Source organism: Rathayibacter sp. AY1G1 (assembly GCF_002932095.1).
Classification (GTDB): domain Bacteria; phylum Actinomycetota; class Actinomycetes; order Actinomycetales; family Microbacteriaceae; genus Rathayibacter.
This window is the reverse complement of sequence record NZ_PSUZ01000015.1, coordinates 20,813-40,455: the sequence shown is the minus strand read 5'-3', so window position 1 is coordinate 40,455 and position 19,643 is coordinate 20,813. Positions and strand designations below refer to the sequence as shown.

Below are 19,643 nucleotides of genomic sequence, written 5' to 3'. Positions count from 1 at the left end.
GAGGGTGAGCGGGGGAGGGGCGGTGCCGGCAGGGCCTCATGCGGCGACCGGCTGAGGGCCCGACCGGGACGCGAGGGCCGACGCGGCCGAGCGGACCGCCCAGGACACCGCGGCGACCGCGATGGCCGTGCCGGCGACCGAGGCGCCCGCGGCCGTGGCCGCGTGCCAGGAGACGAGCAGGCCGACGAGCACGGAGGCCGCGCCGAGGATCGACGCGAGCAGCATCCGGGTCGGGATGCGGGTGGTCCAGTGCCCGGCGGCCACCGCGGGAGCCAGAAGGAGCCCGACGACGAGGAGCGAGCCGACCGCCTGGTAGGAGGCGACGACGGCGAGGGTCACCAGGCCGACCAGCGCGGCCTGAGCCGAGCGCGGACCGAGCCCGAGCACCGCGGCGATGCGCGGATCCAGCGCCAGGGCGACGAGCGGGCGGTGGAAGGCCGCCGCGACGAGGAGGCCGGCTCCGGCGGCGGCGGCGAGCACCCCGATGTCGACGGGGGTGATCGCGAGGATGTCGCCGAAGAGGATCGAGGTCGCGTCCGTGGCGAAGCTGCCCGAGTGCGAGATCACGATGACCCCCAGCGCCAGCATGGCGACGAAGAGCAGGCCGATGCTGGTGTCGTAGGACAGTCGTCCGCGCCGCTGCAGGGCCGCGATGCCGAGGCTCATCAGCACCGCGCTGGCTGCGCCGCCCACGAGGACGGGCGCGCCGAGCACCGTCGCGAGGGCGACGCCGGGGAGCATCCCGTGGGCGAGCGCCTCGCCGAGGAAGGCCATCCCGCGGAGCACCACCCAGGTGCCGACGACGCCGCAGAGGACCGCGACGAGGACGCCGCCGAGGAGGGCGCGCTGGAGGAAGTCGAGAGCGAACGGCTCGAGGATTCCGGCGAGGAGGCTGGGCATGGTGCCCGACCGTACACGATAATGAGAACAGTTATCACTCCTGTACGCTCGTCGGGATGGACGTCTCACCCCTGCCCGAGCCCCCGGTCCGCCTCCGAGGCGCTCACGTCGACTTCGGCTCCCGCCGCGCTCTCACGGGGGTCGATCTCGACGTCGCCGCGCGCTCGCTGACCGTGATCGCCGGGCCGAACGGCGCCGGCAAGTCGACGCTTCTGGAGGTGATCGCGGGAGTGCGTCCACTGACGTCCGGCACGCGGGACGTCACCGGAGCGATCGCCTTCGTGCCGCAGCGGGCGTCGATCCCGGACCTCCTCCCGGTGACGGTGCGCGACGTGGTCGCGGTGGGCACCTGGGGTCGGCTCGGCCGCCTCCGCCGCAGCGACGCGCGCGCGGCGGACGCGATCGCCACCGCGCTCGAGCGGATGGAGATCGCCGCGCTCGCCCGGGAGCCCTTCGCGGTGCTCTCCGGCGGTCAGCGGCAGCGGGCGCTCCTCGCCCAGGGGCTCGCCCGCGGGGCCGGCCTGCTGCTCCTGGACGAGCCCACCACCGGTCTCGATTCAGCGAGTGCGGAGCGGATCCGGTCGGTCCTGCGCGCGGAGGCGGACCGCGGCGCGACCGTGGTCTGCGTCTCGCACGACCCCGCCGTGCTGGCCGACGCGGACCGCGTCGTCGGACTCGTCGACGGGGCCCTCGCTCCAGCGGACCGATCCGTCACCCGCGGCCCGTGAGGCGAGGGCGCACGGGCCGTCCGTGACGGATCGCACCCGAGCGACGGCCCGCGGGCTGGGAGGATGGGGGGATGACCTCGACGCTGCTCGACCGGATGCCGACGCCCGACGCGGACGGGCGCGTCGACGACGACGCGGTCTACCTGGCCTTCACCGAGTGGGCGGAGTCGCGCGGCCTCCCGCTCTACCCGGCGCAGGACGAGTCCATGCTCGAGATCGCCTCCGGCTCCAACCTGATCCTCTCGACGCCCACCGGCACCGGGAAGTCGCTCGTCGCGATCGGCGCGCACGCCGCGGCGCTCGCCTCCGGACGCCGCAGCTTCTACACGGCGCCGATCAAGGCGCTCGTCTCCGAGAAGTTCTTCGCGCTGGTCGACGTCTTCGGCGCCTCCAACGTCGGGATGGTCACCGGCGACTCCTCGGTGAACGCCGACGCGCCGATCATCTGCTGCACGGCCGAGATCCTCGCGAACCTCGCGCTCCGGCACGGCGAGGACACCCCGGTCGACCAGGTCGTGATGGACGAGTTCCACTTCTACGCGGACCCGGCGCGCGGCTGGGCGTGGCAGGTGCCGCTGCTCACCCTCCCGCACGTGCAGTTCGTGCTGATGTCGGCCACCCTCGGCGACGTGACGGCGCTCGCCGCCGACCTCAGCCGCCGTACGGGCCGGGAGACCGCCCGGGTCACCGGCGTGGAGCGCCCGGTGCCGCTGCACTACTTCTACGAGATCGCGCCGATCCACGACTCCATCGAGGAGCTGCTCTCGACGAACCAGTCGCCGGTCTACGTCGTGCACTTCTCGCAGGCGGCCGCTCTCGAGCGTGCGCAGGCGCTCACCAGCGCGAACATCGCCACCCGCGAGCACCGCGACCGCATCGCCGAGGTGATCGGCGGCTTCCGCTTCACCACCGCGTTCGGCAAGACCCTCTCCCGGCTGCTCCGGCTGGGGATCGGCGTGCACCACGCGGGCATGCTGCCGAAGTACCGCCGCCTGGTCGAGCAGCTCGCCCAGCAGGGCATGCTGCGCGTGATCTGCGGCACGGACACCCTCGGCGTCGGCATCAACGTCCCGATCCGCACCGTGCTGCTCACCGCGCTGACCAAGTACGACGGCACCCGGACCCGCCAGCTCTCGGCCCGCGAGTTCCACCAGATCGCCGGCCGCGCCGGTCGCGCGGGGTACGACACCGCCGGGACCGTGGTCGTGCAGGCCCCCGAGCACGAGTCCGAGAACCGGAAGGCTCTCGACAAGATGGGCGACGACCCGAAGAAGCGGAGGAAGTGGGTCGCCAAGCGCGCGCCGCAGGGCTTCGTCAGCTGGGGCGAGCCGAGCTTCCGCAAGCTCGTCGACGCCGAGCCCGAGACGCTGACCTCGCACATGACGATCACGTCGGCGATGCTGCTGAACGTGATCGCCCGCGGCGGCGACGCCTACGCGAACGTGCACGCCCTGATCTTCGACAACCACGAGCCGTGGAAGCGGCAGCTGCAGCTCGCCCGCCGGGCGCTCGGCATCTACCGGACGCTGCGGGAGGCGGGCGTGGTCGAGCAGAGCGTCGGAGCCGACGGCGTGACCCGTATCCGCCTGACCGTCGACCTGCAGCCGAACTTCGCGCTCAACCAGCCGCTCTCGCCGTTCGCGCTGGCCGTGTTCGACGTTCTCGACCCGGAGTCGCCGAGCTTCGCGCTCGACGTGATCTCGGTGCTCGAGGCGACCCTCGACGACCCGCGCCCGATCCTGGGGGCCCAGCAGTTCCAGGCCCGCGGCGAGGCCGTCGCCGCGATGAAGGCCGAGGGGATCGAGTACGAGGAGCGGATGGAGCTGCTCGAGTCCGTCACGCACCCCAAGCCGCTCGAGGAGCTCCTCGAGGCGACCTTCGAGACCTACACCGCGGCGCAGCCGTGGGTGAAGGACTTCGAGCTCTCGCCGAAGTCGGTCGTGCGCGACATGTACGAGCGGGCGATGTCCTTCGGCGAGTACACCGCCTTCTACAAGCTCTCCCGCTCGGAGGGACTGGTGCTGCGCTACCTGTCCGACGCGTTCCGCGCGGCCCGGCAGACCATCCCCGACGAGCTGAAGAACGAGGAGCTGCACGACCTGATCGAGTGGCTGGGCGAGCTCGTGCGCCAGGTCGACTCCTCGCTGGTCGACGAGTGGGAGGAGCTGGTCAATCCGGCGCTCCACGCGGCGGACCAGGCGATCGTGCCGCCCGCTCCGCGCCGCCTCACCGCGAACCACCGCGCCTTCCGCGTGCTGGTGCGCAACGAGATGTTCCGCCGGGTGACCCTCGCCGCCCTCGACGACCACGAGGCGCTCGGCGAGCTCGACGCCGCCGCCGGCTTCGACGCCGACGCGTGGGGCGCCGCGCTGGACGACTACTACGACGAGCACGACAGCATCGGCATCGGGCCCGACGCCCGGGGGCCGAAGATGCTGCTCGTCACGGAGGAGCCGACGCAGTGGCTCGTGCGGCAGATCCTCGACGATCCGGCCGGCGACCACGACTGGGGGATCTCGGCGACCGTCGACCTCGCCGAGTCGGACGAGCAGGGTGCGGCCGTCGTCCGCGTCACCTCGGTCGGCCGCCTGGACTGATCAGCGGCCGCGCTTCTCCCGGCGCTGCATCTCGGCGGCGATGTCCGCCTCGGTGATCTCCTTGCGGGCGGGTCCCCAGATCGACGCGGCCTGGCCGACGACGCCGATCCCGATCCCGATCATCGGCCAGATCGGCCAGAAGTAGCCGTCGGCCCCTGTGCCGACCCAGACGGCGGTCGTGATCGCCGAGACGCTCGCCCATCCGCCGAGCGATCCCAGGAAGTCGCGGCGCCGCTTGACCTCGCGCACAGCGAGCGCGCGCTCGGCGTCCTCGACGCGGGCGGTCTCCACCTCCTCGCCGGAGGCGGCCGCCGGGACGACCTCCGCGGACCGGTCTCGCCGGGCGGACGGATCCGGAGTTCCCCACTCGTTCGTCATGCGGCCAGCCTACGCACGGGCCGTCGGCAGCGGTACGCGGGCTTCAGGCGGCGGTACGCGGGCTCAGGGGGCGGCCGCCTGCTCCGGCTGGCAGTGCGGGCACCACCAGGTGCGGCGCTGCTCGGGGTCGTCGCGGACCTCGTCGCGGACGAGCACAGTCGTGCCGCAGCGCAGGCACGGGCGCCCGGCGCGCCCCGCGACCCAGTGCCGCTCGCCGCGGCGGGTGTCACCGGTGGTGGTCTGGAACATCCCCGGGATCGTGACGGAGGCGCGGAGGCCTCTCGCCGCGGTCGCCACGAGGGCGCGGACGTCGAGGGAGCCGATCGGCCGCCAGGGCCAGACCCCGCGGAGGAAGCAGACCTCGTTGGCCCAGAGGTTGCCGAGACCCGCGAGGCAGCGCTGGTCGAGGAGTGCGGCGACGACGGGCCGGTCCGGGAGGCGGGAGAGGCGCCGGACGGCCTCGTCGGCGTCCCAGTCCGCGCGGAGCGGGTCGGGCCCGAGGTGCCCGACGGCGCGCGGCTCGTCGCGGGTGGCGAGGAGCTCGACGACCGGGAGGTCGATGCCCCACACGGTCGAGTCGTCGTCGAGGCGGAGGCGGACGCGGACGTCCTTCTGCACCGAGCGGGGGACCGCTCGGCCGGGAGCGGTCACGGTCCAGGAGCCCTGCATCCGCAGGTGGGTGTGCAGGGTCGTTCCGCCGGAGAAGCGGGTGAGGAGGTGCTTGCCGTGGGTGTCGTGCTCGAGGATCCTCAGCCCGGCGAGGGAGGTGCCGGCCGCGTCCCCGGAGCGCAGCTCGCCCTCGAGGACGGTGCGACCGTCCGCCGCCCGCCTGAGGCGGGCGGCGAGACGGTGCACACTGTCTCCCTCGGGCATCCCCGAACTCTAGGAGCCGGAGCTCGTCGAGGTCAGGGGTCGCGCGGGATCAGGCGCCGCGGTACGCCTGCTTGTAGACGCGCTCGGTGCCGTCGGGCGCGGTGACCTCGATGGTCGCCGTGCCGGCCTTGATGGGCGTGAAGACGGTCACGGTCTTGACCGTGAACGACTGGCCGGGCTTGACCGTCTTCTTCGTCTTGCTGCCGTACGCCGTCGTGATCTCGATCGAGACCGTCTCGTCGCCGTTGTTCACCGCCGACACCGTCAGCGTCCGCACGACGGCGAGGCGCTTGGTGGAGGCGGTGGTCGCGACGTCGATGACCGTGACGGGCTCGGGCTCCGGGTCCGTCTGGGTCTCGGGCAGGTCGAGGCCGACGACGACCGGGTCGTGGTCGCTGGAGCGGTACGCCGAGGTGTCGTAGAAGATCGTCGCGTTGTAGTCGTAGCGGCTGTACTCCAGTGCCACGGACTCGCCGCTGTTGATGTTCCAGGTGTCGACCCCGGTGACCGTCCTGTCGGCCGCGGGCGAGGCGAAGACGTGGTCCAGCGAGCCGACCGCGCCGTCGAACGAGTACGAGTACTTGCCGTCCTTCGCACCCTGGTCGATGTAGCCGGCGTCGGTGATCACCTTCACCGGGTCCTCCTTCGAGTAGGCGTTGAAGTCGCCCAGCAGGTAGACGAGCTCGGTGGCCTTCTCGGTGCGGAGGCGGTCGGCGAAGGCGACGAGGGCGGTCGCCTGCTTCACGCGCGAGGCGTTCGAGGCGCCCTGGCCGTCGCCCTGGTCGGCGTCGGCGCCGGATCCGGAGCCCTTCGACTTGAAGTGGTTCACGATCGCGACGAACTCGCTGGCGCTGTCGCCGAGGAGGCGGAACTCCTGGGCGAGGGGCTTGCGGGCGTTCGAGAAGTTCACCGTGTCGTTGAGCACGACGGACTCGCCGACCGGCTCGATGACGGCCTTCTTGTAGATGAAGGCGGTGCGGATGACGTCCTCGTCCGCGAGCGCGGGGAGCGCTGCGGGGGAGGGGACGTAGGCCCAGACCTCGGAGCCGGCCGCCGTGTTCAGCGCGGCGGTCAGGGTGGCGAGGGCCTCGTCGCGCGGCTTGCCGAACTTGGCCGAGTTCTCGATCTCCTCGAGCGAGACGACGCCCGCGCCGAGGGTGTTGATCGCGGTCACGATCTTGGCCTGCTGGCGCTCGAGGTCGTCGGCGTTCGCCGCTCCGCGGGCGTCGCAGCCGCTGTTGACCGTGACGGGGTCGCCGTCGCGGTCGGTGTAGAAGGTGCAGCCGGTGATCGAGTCGCCGGTGGTGGAGAAGTAGTTGAGCACGTTGAAGGACGCGATCGAGAGGTCGCCGCCGACGGCCTCGGGCTTCGCGGTCCGGGTGTTCGCGAAGGTCGCGGGCTGCACGTCGCCGGCGTTCTCGACGGTCAGCTGCGTGGTGGGCTGGAAGGCCCAGCCGCCGTTGCGGTAGTCGAGGACGACGGGGCGGGTGAAGGTCGCCGGAGCACCCACGCGGATCGGCGCGGTGGTGGTGAGGTAGGGCAGCGGGATCGCCTTGTTCGCGGCGGCGCCGAGGAAGTTGATCGAGGCGCCGTCGTCGAGGGTGATCGCGCGGGCGGCGTTGTCGGCGACGACGGCCGCGAGCTCCGGCGAGCCGGGGCGGGCGACCTCGGTCGGCGTGAGCAGCGGGGACGTGCCGGCGGCGAGGCCGACCGAGCCGAAGCTGTTCAGGTCGAAGGTGTCGGTGACCGTGTAGGCGCCCTGCGGAGCGATCAGCATGCTCTCGAGCACCTCGCGCTCGGCGGCGGTGCGGGGGAGCGCGACAGCGGCCGGGACCGGCGCTGCGGCGGCGTCGTCGAGCTTCACGACGGTCGCGGCCGAGGTCGGGGTGAGCTCGGTCAGGCCGTTGTACTCGCTCACCTCGCCGGTGATGCGCAGGTGGTCGCCGATCGCGACCGACCCGACGGAGGCGGAGGAGAAGACGAAGACGGCGTCGGAGGCCGTGCGCGAGCTCTCGCCGCCGGTGCCGGGGGTCTGGATGACGTAGCCGTTGTAGCCGCCGGACGGGTAGCGCGCGGTGACGACGCCGGAGGTGGTGACGGTGCTGCCGACGAGCGGCGACGCGTCGCCGGTGCCCTGGATCTCCGCGATGGAGACGGCCGGGATCTCGGCCGGCGGGGTGGTCGGGGGAGTGGTCGGCGGGGTGGTCGTCGGCGGCGTCGTGGGCTCGGGCTCGGATCCTCCGCCCGCGGCCTGCGGGGTCGGTGCGCCGAGCGCGAAGTCGGCCGAGTTGACGTCGGTGTCGCCGGTGGCGGTGTCTGCGCGGGCGATCGTCTGGGTGAGCGAGGGGACCGTGGCGACGGACGACTCGAAGGTGTTCGAGGTGCCGTAGCCGACGAGGTCGATCACCGCGTCCGGCTGGGCGGCGGCGCCGGTGGGCGGCGCCACGAGCGCCGAGGTCCCGTCGACGAGGAAGAGGGTGCCGCCCGCGGCGGCCATGTTGAGGCCGTTCGCGCTCTGGTCGGGCGTCGGCAGGGCCGCGCCGTTGGTGCCGTTGCTGGCGCCGGCGAGCAGGAAGTGGCCGCCGGCGGGCACCGAGCCGGTGAGCGGCACGGTCGTGGTGGGGTTCGCGGTGCCGGTCGCCGAGCGGTACTGGATCGAGAGGCCGCCGAGGGCGATCTCGGCGGCGGTGGGGTTGTAGAGCTCCACGTAGCGGTTGCTGAACGCGGCGCCGGCGGAGCCTCCGCGGGCGAAGACCTCGCTGATGACGAGCTCGTCGCCCGAGGGCGCGGCCGCGGCGGAGGTCGCGACCAGCGGAGCGGCCGCCAGGGCCAGTCCGGTCAGGGCCGCCAGGCCGAGCCCGCGCCTCCGGCGGCGGTCGGGCGGAGTGGGAGAGTCGGGCATGGTGGTCCTCTCGATCGCCGCTCGGAAGAGCGGTCGCAGCGTCGTCGCCGCGCGGCGCGGCCGGCGCACCCCCGAAAGGGGCACGCATGGTCACGCTATGCAGTGCGGGTGCCCGGCCTGTGAACCGGACGTTTCATGAACGTAAACTCATCCACCGACATCGGGGCGCGCGGGTGCCGCTCGCGGCGCGTTCGCGGCTTCGCGGGCCACACTCGTCGGATGATCTCCTTCGAGCTGGCCCGTGCCCTGCGCACGGCGGGCGTGCGCTGGACGCCCCGCACCGGTGACCGCTTCCGCATCGAGCGGGAGGGCTTCGACGGCGACGTCTTCACCGTCAGCGACATGACCATCGAGGCGCACGAGTACCCGAGCGGGACCGTCCTCGGCTTCAACGGCACCACGGAATGGGCGCTCGACTCCGTCTCCCTGGAGGACTCGCTCTGGCTGCCGCGGGAGGACCAGCTGCGCGAGCTCCTCCGCGGGACCTTCCGCTCCCTCCGTCGCCTCGCCGAGCCGGAGACGCGGTTCGCCGTCGAGGTCGAGCTCGGCGGCCGGGCGCGGACCTTCGAGGACGCGGCGGCCGAGAACGCCTACGCGGAGGCGCTGCTCGCGCTGGTCAGCTCGGTCGCGGTCGACCTCGACGACGTGGACGAGCTGGACGCGGCCGACGAGCCCGACCGGGCGGCCGAGCGGGCCTGAGGCTCCGTCCGACCCCGACCCTCCGCATCCGGCGGGGCTAGGACGCCGCCTTCTCCGCCGCCGCGGTCTTCTTCGGGGTCCGCTTCTTCGCAGGCGCGTCGGCGCCCTTCTCCGGGTCGGCTCTCTTCGCCGCGGGCTTCTTCTTCGCGGCGGTCGTCGCCGGAGCCTTCGCCGCCGCCTTCTTCGGGGCAGGCTTCTTCGCGGCCTTCTTCTCGGCAGAGGCCTCCTCCGCCGGCGTCCCCTTCGCCCCGCGGCTGCGCTCGACCGAGCGCTTCAGCGCCTCCATCAGGTCGAGCACCTCGCCGCCGCCCTCCTCCTCCGGCGCCTCGCCGAAGGTCGCGGCGGTGTCGAGGGCGTCGCCCTGCTCGATCTTGGCGTCGATCAGCGTGCGCAGCTCCTCCTGGTACGCGTCGTGGAACTTCGCGGCGTCGAAGTCCTCGGAGTAGGAGTCGACCAGGTGCGCCGACATCTCGAGCTCGCGCGCCGCGATCCGAGTGGTGCCCTCCAGCGACGGGAACTCGACCTCCCGCACCTCGTCCGCCCAGAGCAGGGTCTGCAGCATCAGGAGCTTGCCGCGCACGCGCAGCGCGGCGAGGCGGGTCTTCTGCCGCAGCGCGAACTCGACGATCGCGGTGCGGTCCGTCTGCTCGAGGGTGCGGCGCAGCAGGACGTAGGCCTTGGGGGAGGAGGAGTCGGGCTCCAGGATGTAGGCGCGGTCGAACATGATCGGGTCGACCTGCTCGCTGGGCACGAACTGCACGACGTCGATCTCGCGGTCGCGCTCCTCCGGCAGCGCCTTGAGCTCGTCCTTGGACAGGACCACGGTGCGCTCGCCGTCGTCGTAGGCCTTGTCGATGTGGTCGAAGGTGACGACCTCGCCGCAGATCTCGCACTTGCGCTGATACCGGATCCGCCCGCCGTCCTTGTCGTGGACCTGGTGCAGCGGGATGTCGTGGTCCTCGGTCGCGCTGTAGATCTTCACCGGCACGTTGACCAGGCCGAAGGTGATCGCGCCCTTCCAGATGGCTCGCATGCGCCCAGTGAACACCGTGTCCCCCGGCCGCCGGAAGCCCTGTCGGACGCGAGGGAGCCCCCGACCGTCGAAGGGACCCGCCGCAGCTCGACGGTCCGGGGTCCCCTCAGGGCGGAACGACGGAGCCGCCCGGTCGTCGCGGAGCGACGGCCGGACGGCTCCGGGGCGGTGGCGGCTAGCCGCGCTCGGCGCTCCGGCGGCGCAGCGCGGCGAGCAGGAGCCCGCCGACGCCGCCCGCGATCAGCAGTCCGCCGAGGCCCAGCGGCAGGCCGACGTCGGCTCCCGTCGAGGCCAGGGGCGGGCGGCCGCCGGGGTGCGGCGCCACGGCGGTCGGCGTGCTGCTCGGGGTGGGAGCGGCCGTCGGCGCGGTGGTGGGCGCGGTCGTCGGGGCGACGGTCGGCTGCGCGGTCGGAGCGACGGTCGGCTCGGCGGTCGGGGCCACGGTGGGCTCCGGCGTCGGGGTCGGCGTGGTCGGGTCCTTCTCGGCGTCGATCGCGGAGGTGTCCGCGGCGAACGAGGCGGTCACGAAGGCGATGGCCTTCGACGTGATGCCGAGCGCCTCCTGGTTGATGTTGTCGATGTCGTCGGCGGCGGAGTGGTAGTTCGGGTCGTGCGTGATGCCGGCGGTGCCGCCGAACAGCGCGACCTCCTCCTCCGTCTTGACGTCGTCGGCACCGGTGAAGACGCCCGAGGACGGGATGCCGACCGAGATGAAGCCGTCGTAGTCGCTGCGGCCGTCGAACGCGGTGTCGATCCAGGGCTGGTCGATCGAGTCGAAGTAGTCGGTGAACGCCTTCTCGGTCGCGATCGAGCCGGCGGGCACGTCCACGGGGGCCTCGTAGGTGGACTGGTCCGCGTCGTAGACGGAGATCACGTAGTTCGGCGAGGCGACCATGTCGAAGTTCATGTAGGTCGCGATCTTCGAGGCGTCCTCCTCCGTCAGGGAGTTGACGTAGGTGTAGGAGCCGACCAGGCCCACCTCCTCGGCGCCCCACCAGGCGAAGCGGACCGCGTTGGTCGTGTCGCCCGCGGCGGCCAGCTGCACGGCCGTCTCGAGCAGCGTCGCGGACCCGGAGCCGTTGTCGTTGATGCCGGGGCCGGCGGGCACGCTGTCGAGGTGCGCGCCGAGCATGACCACGTTGTCGTGGTCGCCGCCCGGCGTCTCCGTGACGATGTTGAAGGTCTCCACCTCGGTCGTCGTCTGGTCGATGAGGACCGAGACGCTCGCGGGGAGCGACGCCAGCAGCGCCTGCCCCTCGGCCTGCGTGACGCCGACGCCGGGGACGGCGGCCTCGTCCTGTCCGCCGAACGTCCCGTTGAGGGCGTCGCTCGGCGCGTTGTCGTAGATGATGATCGCGGCGGCGCCGGCGGCACCGGCGGCGACCGACTTCTCGAGGAAGCTGCAGGAGCCGCGGCTGACGAGCGCGATCTTCCCGGTGGCGTCGAGGCCGGTCCAGGCGTCCGTGGTGCAGCCGAGCGGATCGACGGGGGCGATGAGCTCGCCGGTCGCGCCGCCCTCGGGCGTCGACGGAGTGAACTCCATCGGCGTGCCGACGGCGCCGGTGCCGGTGGTCAGCGTGAACGCGTCGATCGTCTGCGTCGCGGTGGTGAAGTCCTGGCGCTGCGTCGTGTAGCCGGCGTCCGCGAGGACCTTCTCGACGTACGCGCCGCTCAGCTCGTAGCCCGGAGTGCCGATCGCGCGGGTGCCGCCGTTGGCGTCCGCGATCGCCTGAAGCGCCTCCAGGTGGGTCATGATGCCGTCGACCGTGACGGTGTCGGCGAAGTCGACCGGCTCGACGGCGCTCGCCGTCGGCGCGAAGGCGAAGCCGGCGACGAGGGCGCCCGCTCCGATCATCGCGCTCGAGCCGATCAGCGAGCGGCGTCGGCGGCCGCTCGGGGTGTTCGTGGTGGTTCGCGCCACTGGGGCTCCCTCTCCTCGAGAACGGGCCACCGCGTCGGCGGCCCCGACGCGCACCTCCCGAAGACTGGGAGGGGATCGCGTCCTCTGCGAGGGTATTCACAGGAAACGGTGCGGCCCAGTCCCCCCTGCCAGATTTCATCCGGACGAAACACGGACCGGGCCGGCGGGTCGGTCAGGCCGTCGCCGGGCTCTCGGCCCACTCGCGGAGCATCGCGAGCGTCTCCTCCGGACGGTCGCGGTGGGGGCTGTGACCTGCGCCCGCCACGACCGCGTACCGGATGCGCGGATTCGCGCGCAGCACCAGGGCGGCGAGGGAGGGAGGGAGCAGCGTCTCGACCTGCGGGTCGCCGGCCAGCACGAGGACCGGCGGGCGGAGGCCCGGCAGGTCCGCCAGCAGGTCCCACGGGTCGTTGTCGTCGATCGTCGCGGCGACCGCGGCCGGATCGGCGGCCCGCACCGCGGCGAGCTTCTCGGCCCGGTCCCGCTCGTCCCAGAGCGGCTGCGCGACAGCGAGCTCCTCGGCCGAGACCGCGAGACCGGCGAGCTCGCCCGCGCGGACGGCGGCCCGCTGCTCCGGGGCGAGCCGGAGCACCGGGTCCAGGAGCGCCAGGCGCCCCGCCCAGCCGGAGTCGCGGGCGGCGGCGCGCACCGCGACCGCTCCGCCGAGCGAGTGCCCGACGACGAGGTCGAACGGTCCCCGCGCGAGGGCGTCGTCGGCGTAGGCGTCGTGGCGGGAGGAGCCGCCGCGCGGCCCGTCGCCGTGTCCGCGCAGGTCGGGAGCGGAGACGCTCCAGCCCGCCGCGGTCAGCTCGCGGCTCAGCCGCCACCAGGTGCGGCCCGAACCGCCCAGGCCGTGCAGGAGCAGGACCCTGCCCGCCGTCATCGCCGGAGCCTCAGTCGAAGCGCGGGTCGCGCCCGGTGCGCTCACCGGTCGCGAGCCCGGCGATCGCGGCGAGGTCCTCGTCGTCGAGGGCGAAGCCGAAGACGTCCAGGTTCTCGCGGATCCGCTCCGGCGTCACCGACTTCGGGATCACGACGACGCCGAGCTGCACGTGCCAGCGCAGCACCGCCTGCGCCGGCGAGACGCCGTGCTTCGCGGCGACGCGGGCCAGGGCCGGCTCGTCGAGGAGGCGCCCGCGGGCCAGCGGCGACCACGCCTCGGTGACGATCTCGTGGGCGGCGTCGAAGGTGCGCAGCTCCTCCTGGGGCAGCCGCGGGTGCAGCTCGACCTGGTTGATCGCCGGCACCACTCCCGTCTCGTCGAGCAGGCGCTGCACGTGCTCCTCGGCGAAGTTCGAGACGCCGATCGAGCGGGCCCGCCCCTCGCTCTGCAGGCGCTCGAGGGCGCGGTAGGTGTCGACGTAGCGGTCGCGCGAGGGGATCGGCCAGTGCACGAGGTAGAGGTCGACGTAGTCGGTGCCGAGCAGCTCGAGGCTCCGGTCGAAGGCGGCGAGCGTCTCGTCGAAGCCGTGGTCGTCGTTCCAGACCTTGGTCGTCACGAAGACCTGCTCGCGGGGGAGGCCGCTCGCGCGGATCCCCTCGCCGACTCCGCGCTCGTTGCCGTAGAGGGTGGCGGTGTCGACGTGCCGGTAGCCGGCCTCCAGGGCGACGGCGACCGTGCGGGCCGCCTCCTCGTCGCCGATCTTGTAGACGCCGAGCCCGAGCTGGGGGATCGCGCGGCCGTCGTTGAGGGGGATCAGGGGGACGCTCATGCCTCCCATGCTGGCACGCGCCTCAGACGCTCCAGTCGAGCTCGCCGTGTGGTCCCACGTGCACGTCGTCCTCGATCAGCGCCGCGAGACCGGCCACCCCGAAGAGGAGGCGCCGCTCGGCGCGCTCCGCGTCGCTGCGCTCGTCGATGCCGCGCGCGGCGAAGTGCACGTCGTGGCCCGCCTGCAGGCCCTCGACGCCGAGCCGGCCGCGGAGCGCGCGCACGGGGCGCCGGCCGATGCCGAGTCCGCGCCAGAGGGAGCCCGTCTCGAGGACCACCGCCGTCTCGGAGGCGACGACCCCGTGCTGCTCGCGGTGCGCGGTGAGCTGCCACCCGTAGCCGAGGTGGTGCAGGCGGGTCGAGTGCGGGCCGCGCCAGGCGTGCGAGGACTCCTCGCGGCGGAAGTAGACGGGACTCGGGCGGAAGGACCCCTGCCAGAGAGCGGCGGCGAGCTCCGTGCACCACTCCGGGGTCTCCGGATCGGACCAGGGGTCGAGGAGGTCGGTCCGGGCGGCGGCGCGCCGGTGCTCGCGCACCAGCTCCTCCGCGTCCTCCCGCAGTCCCATGCCGTCCCCTCGTCGTCGTGGGCCTTCACCCTAGGGTGTCCGACAGGCGCCGGACAACCGGGGTGGCGGCCTAGGAGGGCAGCGTGACCGGCTCGGTGTCGGGCAGCGGGCTGGCGTCGCGCCCGCGGAGATCCGGGTGGTACCGGCGGCCGAGCAGGGGCACCAGGAAGCCGACCAGGGCGAAGGCAGCGGCGACGACGATGGCGGCGGTCGGCCCGGCCTGGTCGATCTGCACGCCGGCGATCGCGGAGCCCAGCGCCGCGCCGATCAGCTGACCGGTGCCGACCCAGCCGTAGGCCTCCGCCGTGTCCGAGAAGCGCACGCTCGAGGCGGTGATCGCGAACAGAGCCGCGAGAGCGGGGGCGATGCCGATGCCGGCGAGGAACAGCGTGACGCACAGCCACCAGAAGTCGGTCGAGACCGCCGCCAGACCCATGCCGACCGTGACGATCAGCATCCGCCGCGCGGTCGCCCACCGGCTGATCGGGATGTGGCCGAGGGCGAGGCCGCCGACCAGGGAGCCCGCCGCGAACACGGCGAGCACGACGCCCGACTCGACTCCGCCCTCGCCGAACACCGCGACGACGCCCGCCTCGACCGCCGAGCAGGCGCCGATCAGGAGGAAGCCGACGACCGTGGCCAGCAGCACCGGGGGCTTCGTGAGCACCACGCCGAGGCGGCGCTTCGAGCGCGGGATGCGGACGCGGCCCACCTCGGGCGAGGCGATGAACCAGATCCCGCCGCCGATCAGGAACGCGGCGGCGGTCAGGATGCCCGCGACCGTCGACACCTGGATCGACACGAGCGTCGCCAGCACCGGGCCGAGCACCCAGATGATCTCCTGCGCGGAGGCGTCGAGCGAGAAGAGCGGGGTCAGCTGCGAGCTGGTGACCATCTTGGGGTAGATGGTCCGCACGGCCGGCTGCACCGGCGGCATGCTCAGGCCGGCGACGAACCCGATCACGACGAACTGCCACACCTCGAGCGGGAGCACGGCCATCGCGATGATCGCGCCCGCGCAGACCACGAGGGTGATCGTCAGCACGCGGCGCATCCCGAGCCGCCCCATCAGGCGGCTGGTCAGCGGCCCGGCGATGGCCTGCCCGATCGACATCGAGCCGAGCACCAGGCCGGCGGCGGCGTAGGAGTGGTGCACCCGCTCCACGTGCAGGAGGAACGCCAGCGAGAGCATCCCGAACGGGAAGCGCGCGGTCAGCTGCGCGAGGATGATGCGCCCCACCCCGGGGGTCTTCAGGAGATCGGTGTAGCTGCCCACCGGACGACACTAGCGCTCCGGAGGGGACTGCGGTTCGTCGAGGGAGACCGCTGCCCGAGGGTCCCTCGACGGGTCGCGGTTCCCTCGGCGGAGGGGCGCGTCAGCCGGCCAGCACCTTGCGGATCCGCTGCAGCGACACGCTCTCGGCGGTGCCGAGCGACTGCGCGAAGAAGCTCACCCGCAGCTCCTCGATCATCCAGCGGGCGCGCGCGATCCGCTCCGGGGCGTGCGCGGGCAGCGGCACGACGCCGCCTGCCGAGCGGTAGAGCTCCTGGGCCGCCTGCACCTCGTTCAGCCAGACGCGGTCGCGCCCGACGTTCTCGGCGATCTTTCCGAAGCGCTCGGTGATCCCGCCGAGGTAGCGCGGGAGGTGCCGCAGCCGCTCCACTCCGGTCGCCGAGACGAAGCCCGGGTAGACCAGGCCCGAGAGCTGCTCCCGCGCATCCGTGAGGGCGGGCAGGAGCGCCATGCTCGTCGAGGCCTTGAGCGCCTTCTCGACGCCCCGGGCGGTGGTGAGGATCGTCGTGACCGTCTTCACGGTCTCGAACATCGCGTCCATGACGCTCGCCGAGACCCGGTCGCGCACGGCGTCGAACTCGGCGCGGAGGAAGAGCATCCCGTCGGGCTTCATCCGCCAGAGGACCGCGTCGACGCAGGCGAGCAGGCAGTCGGTGAAGAGCGCGGTCGTGTTCTGGTACGGGCTCTGCGCGAGCACGAGCTTCTCGTTCGAGGTGAGGTGCTGCTGCACGTAGGCGACGGGGCTCGGCGTCGCGAGCAGGAGGAGGCGGCGCACGCCGCGCGGGTGCTCGCGCGCCTGGTCCTCGGCCGTGGCGAGCAGGCGGACCGAGACCGAGTCGCCGTCGTCGATCAGGGCGGGGTAGGCGCGGATGGTGTTCCCGCCCTGCCGGGTGTCGGTGACGCGGGGCAGCTCCGGCATGTCCCAGGTCTTCAGGCCCCGGCGCTCGAGCGCGTCGGGGACCCGGGCCTCGACCACGCGGGCGACCTCGTCGCGGACCCGGCCGCGCAGGCGCTCGGCCAGCGGGGCGAGCTCCTTGCCGGCGGCGACCGTGCGCCCCCGCTCGTCGGCGACGGCGAAGGTGACCCGCAGGTGCGAGGGGATGCGCTCGAGGTCGAAGTCCTCGGGCTGCACCACCACGCCGGCCTCGCGGCGGATCGCTCCGGCCAGGGTCGCCGCGAACGACTCCGTCGGCGGGTTCGGCACGTCGTGCGGCAGGGACGCGGTGAGCTTGCGCGCCCAGTCGTTCGCGGGCACCACGTTCCGGCGCAGGTGCTTGGGCAGCGCCTTGATCATCGCGGTGACCAGCTCGGCCCGGAGTCCCGGCACCAGCCAGTCGAAGCCGAGGGGCGTCACGCGGGGCAGGAGCGCGAGCGGCACGTGCACCGTCACTCCGTCCTCCTCCGTCCCCGGCTCGAACCGGTACGAGAGGCGGAAGCGCTGGTCGGCCTGGCGCCACTGCGTGGGGAACGCGGTCTCGTCGATCTGCTCCGCGTCCTCGGGGAGGAGCGTCTCCTGCGTCATCGTCAGCAGGTCGGGCTCGTCGTGCTGGGTCGTCCGCCACCAGGAGTCGAACGAGCGCACCGAGGTGATGTCGCGGGGGAGCCGGCGGTCGTAGAAGTCGAACACGGCCTCGTCGTCGACGAGCAGGTCGCGACGGCGCGTGCGCTCCTCCAGCCGCTCGAGCTCGGCCCGCAGGGCCCGGTTCTTGCGGTCGAAGGCGTGGCGCGACTCCCACTCGCCCTCGACGAGGGCGTGCCGGATGAACAGCTCGCGGGCGTACGAGGCGTCGATCCGCGAGAACTGGACGCGGCGGCGGGCGATGATCGGCACGCCGTAGAGCGTGACCTTCTCGTAGGCGACGGCCGCGCCCTGCGACTTCTCCCAGTGCGGCTCGCTGAACTGCCGCTTGACGAGGTCGCCCGCGATCGCCTCGGCCCAGGCCGGATCGATCGCGGCGTTCGAGCGGGCGAAGAGGCGGCTGGTCTCGACCAGCTCGGCGCTCATCACCGCGTCGGGGAGCTTCTTGGCCAGGGCGCTGCCGGGGAAGATCGAGAACTTCGCGTTGCGGGCGCCGATGTACTGCACGTTCTGGCGCTCGCGGCTCTTCGCCGCGCGCTGCGCCTGCTGCGAGGTGGTGTCCTTGATGCCCAGGTGCGAGAGCAGGCCGGCCAGGAGGCTCCGGTGGATCCCGTCGGGGTCGACCTTCGGCTCGCCCAGCTCGAGCTTGAGGGGGCGCGCGAGCTGGCGCAGCTGGCGGAACACGTCCTGCCACTCGCGCACGCGCAGGTAGTTGAGGTACTCGGCCTTGCACAGGCGCCGGAAGGCGCTGGAGGAGAGCTCCTCCTGCTTCTCCTCCACGTAGTTCCAGAGGTTCAGCAGGGTGAGGAAGTCGCTGGTGGGATCGACGAAGCGCGCGTGCTGCTGGTCGGCCTGCGCGCGGCGCTCGAGAGGGCGCTCGCGGACGTCCTGGATCGTGAGGCCCGCGACGATCGCCATCACCTCGCGGCTGACGCCGTGGCGGCGCGACTCGATCACCATCCGGCCGAAGCGCGGATCGATGGGGAGCCGCGCGAGGTCGCGCCCGATGCGCGTGAGCTGCGGCGCGGCCTCCGCCCCCTTGCGCGGGACGCCGCTCGAGTGCGCGCTCGGCGGCGTGCCGCGCACCGGAGCGGCGTCTCGCGGCGCGGCGGAGGCGGAGCCGGGGACGCGGAGGGCGCCGAGCTCCGTGAGCAGGTCGAGGCCGTCCTTGATGCCGCGGGAGTCGGGCGGAGTGAGGAACGGGAACGAGGCGATGTCGCCCAGTCCGAGCGAGATCATCTGCAGGATGACCGCGGCCAGGCCCGTGCGCAGGATCTCGGGATCGGTGTACTCGGGGCGGCGGAGGTAGTCCTCCTCGGAGTAGAGGCGGATCGCGATGCCCGCGCTGGTGCGGCCCGAGCGGCCGGAGCGCTGGTTCGCGGAGGCCTGCGACACCGCCTCGATCGGCAGCCGCTGCACCTTCGAGCGCGCGCTGTAGCGCGAGATGCGGGCCGTGCCGCCGTCGATCACGTAGCGGATCCCGGGGACGGTGAGGCTCGTCTCCGCCACGTTGGTCGCGAGCACGACGCGGCGGCGGACGCCGGGGGTGCGCCCCTTCTCGAAGACGCGGTGCTGATCGGCCGGCGACAAGCGCCCGTAGAGGGGGAGCACCTCGGTGCCCGGCAGGTTCCGACCGCGGATGGCGTCCTCGGCGTCGCGGATCTCGTTCTCGCCCGAGAGGAACACCAGGACGTCGCCCGGATCCTCGCGCGCCAGCTCGGCCAGGGCGTCGGCGATGCCGGTCATCAGGTCGCGGCTGCCGCTCGTCGCGTCGGGGACGTCGGTGTCGTCGTCCTCCTCCGGCTCCTCGGCGACCAGCGGGCGGTAGCGGATCTCGACCGGGTAGGTGCGGCCGGAGACCTCGATGATCGGCGCGGGCTCGCCGGCGGCGTCGGCGAAGTGGGCCGCGAAGCTCTGCGGGTCGATCGTCGCCGAGGTGATGATCACCTTCAGGTCGGGGCGCTGCGGCAGCAGGCGGTGCAGGTAGCCCAGGAGGAAGTCGATGTTGAGGCTGCGCTCGTGCGCCTCGTCGATGATGATCGTGTCGTACCGGCTGAGCATCCGGTCGTGGTTCATCTCGTTGAGCAGGATGCCGTCGGTCATCAGCTTGATCCGCGTCGAGGCGGACGCCTTGTCGGTGAACCGGACCTGGTAGCCGACCAGCCCGCCGACCTCGTCGTCGAGCTCCTCCGCGATGCGCTCGGCGATGGTGCGCGCGGCGATGCGCCGGGGCTGCGTGTGCGCGATGCTCTCGCGGCCGAGCTCCAGGCAGATCTTCGGCAGCTGGGTCGTCTTGCCCGATCCGGTCGCGCCGGCGACGATGACCACCTGGTGGTCGCGGATCGCGGCGGCGATGTCCTCGCGCCGCGCCGACACGGGGAGTTCGGGCGGGTAGCGGATGCTGAGCACGTCTGACATGAGCCCTCCATCCTACGCCGCGTGCGACAATGCCCTGTCTCGTG

General features: G+C 72.9%; 14 protein-coding genes. 3 read left to right on the top strand and 11 right to left on the bottom strand.

Translation table 11 applies throughout. The features are described 5' to 3' along the window. Window positions 1-36: 36 nt before the first annotated feature. Window positions 37-900, bottom strand: a complete 864-nt coding sequence (gene aztB, locus C5C36_RS09995) for a zinc ABC transporter permease AztB (RefSeq protein WP_104272854.1) — start codon at window positions 898-900, stop codon at window positions 37-39. A gap of 56 nt (window positions 901-956) precedes the next feature. Here aztB and aztA point away from each other — a divergent pair, with 56 nt between their 5' ends. Together aztA and C5C36_RS09985 are read left to right on the top strand one after the other, a co-directional pair. Beyond that, complete coding sequence (aztA, locus tag C5C36_RS09990; RefSeq protein ID WP_104272853.1) at window positions 957-1,628, top strand: zinc ABC transporter ATP-binding protein AztA; 672 nt, start codon at window positions 957-959, stop codon at window positions 1,626-1,628. A gap of 71 nt (window positions 1,629-1,699) precedes the next feature. Next, window positions 1,700-4,225, top strand: a complete 2,526-nt coding sequence (locus C5C36_RS09985; RefSeq protein WP_104247346.1) for an RNA helicase — start codon at window positions 1,700-1,702, stop codon at window positions 4,223-4,225. On the opposite strand, the gene C5C36_RS09980 is transcribed toward C5C36_RS09985, so the two are convergent. The 3 genes from C5C36_RS09980 to C5C36_RS09970 all read right to left on the bottom strand — a co-directional run bounded on the left by C5C36_RS09980 (window position 4,226) and on the right by C5C36_RS09970 (window position 8,378). Then, window positions 4,226-4,603, bottom strand: coding sequence for a 2TM domain-containing protein (locus C5C36_RS09980; protein WP_104272851.1), 378 nt, complete (start codon window positions 4,601-4,603; stop codon window positions 4,226-4,228). A 63-nt stretch (window positions 4,604-4,666) separates the two neighbouring features. Then, window positions 4,667-5,476, bottom strand: a complete 810-nt coding sequence (locus C5C36_RS09975; RefSeq protein WP_104222261.1) for a DNA-formamidopyrimidine glycosylase family protein — start codon at window positions 5,474-5,476, stop codon at window positions 4,667-4,669. 49 nt (window positions 5,477-5,525) lie between these two features. Next, a complete protein-coding gene (locus C5C36_RS09970) occupies window positions 5,526-8,378 on the bottom strand; it encodes an ExeM/NucH family extracellular endonuclease (protein ID WP_104309679.1) in 2,853 nt (950 codons plus the stop codon). Between the two features lie 219 nt (window positions 8,379-8,597). Between C5C36_RS09970 and C5C36_RS09965 the strand changes: the two genes are divergently transcribed. Next, a complete protein-coding gene (locus C5C36_RS09965; RefSeq protein ID WP_244229602.1) occupies window positions 8,598-9,077 on the top strand; it encodes a pilus assembly protein CpaE in 480 nt (159 codons plus the stop codon). A gap of 37 nt (window positions 9,078-9,114) precedes the next feature. Here the strand turns inward: C5C36_RS09965 and C5C36_RS09960 are convergent, their stop codons facing one another. The 7 genes from C5C36_RS09960 to hrpA form a co-directional block, all read right to left on the bottom strand. Beyond that, complete coding sequence (locus C5C36_RS09960) at window positions 9,115-10,110, bottom strand: Ku protein (RefSeq protein WP_104309678.1); 996 nt, start codon at window positions 10,108-10,110, stop codon at window positions 9,115-9,117. 175 nt (window positions 10,111-10,285) lie between these two features. Continuing rightward, on the bottom strand, window positions 10,286-12,031 hold the full coding sequence (locus tag C5C36_RS09955) for a M28 family peptidase (protein WP_104309677.1): 1,746 nt from the start codon (window positions 12,029-12,031) through the stop codon (window positions 10,286-10,288). Window positions 12,032-12,203: 172 nt separating this feature from the next. Next, window positions 12,204-12,914: an alpha/beta fold hydrolase gene (locus tag C5C36_RS09950; RefSeq protein ID WP_104267539.1), complete on the bottom strand. Its 711-nt coding sequence runs from the start codon at window positions 12,912-12,914 to the stop codon at window positions 12,204-12,206. A gap of 10 nt (window positions 12,915-12,924) precedes the next feature. After that, window positions 12,925-13,743, bottom strand: coding sequence for an aldo/keto reductase (locus C5C36_RS09945; protein ID WP_104268910.1), 819 nt, complete (start codon window positions 13,741-13,743; stop codon window positions 12,925-12,927). Between the two features lie 22 nt (window positions 13,744-13,765). Further along, window positions 13,766-14,308 (bottom strand): hypothetical protein, encoded by a 543-nt coding sequence (locus C5C36_RS09940; protein ID WP_104233702.1) that lies wholly within the window; start codon window positions 14,306-14,308, stop codon window positions 13,766-13,768. Between the two features lie 70 nt (window positions 14,309-14,378). Then, window positions 14,379-15,584 carry an MFS transporter gene (locus C5C36_RS09935; RefSeq protein WP_104222308.1) on the bottom strand — a complete coding sequence of 402 codons (1,206 nt, stop codon included), beginning with the start codon at window positions 15,582-15,584 and terminating at the stop codon, window positions 14,379-14,381. 100 nt (window positions 15,585-15,684) lie between these two features. Then, window positions 15,685-19,599: an ATP-dependent RNA helicase HrpA gene (gene hrpA, locus C5C36_RS09930; RefSeq protein ID WP_104309676.1), complete on the bottom strand. Its 3,915-nt coding sequence runs from the start codon at window positions 19,597-19,599 to the stop codon at window positions 15,685-15,687. Window positions 19,600-19,643 lie beyond the last annotated feature (44 nt).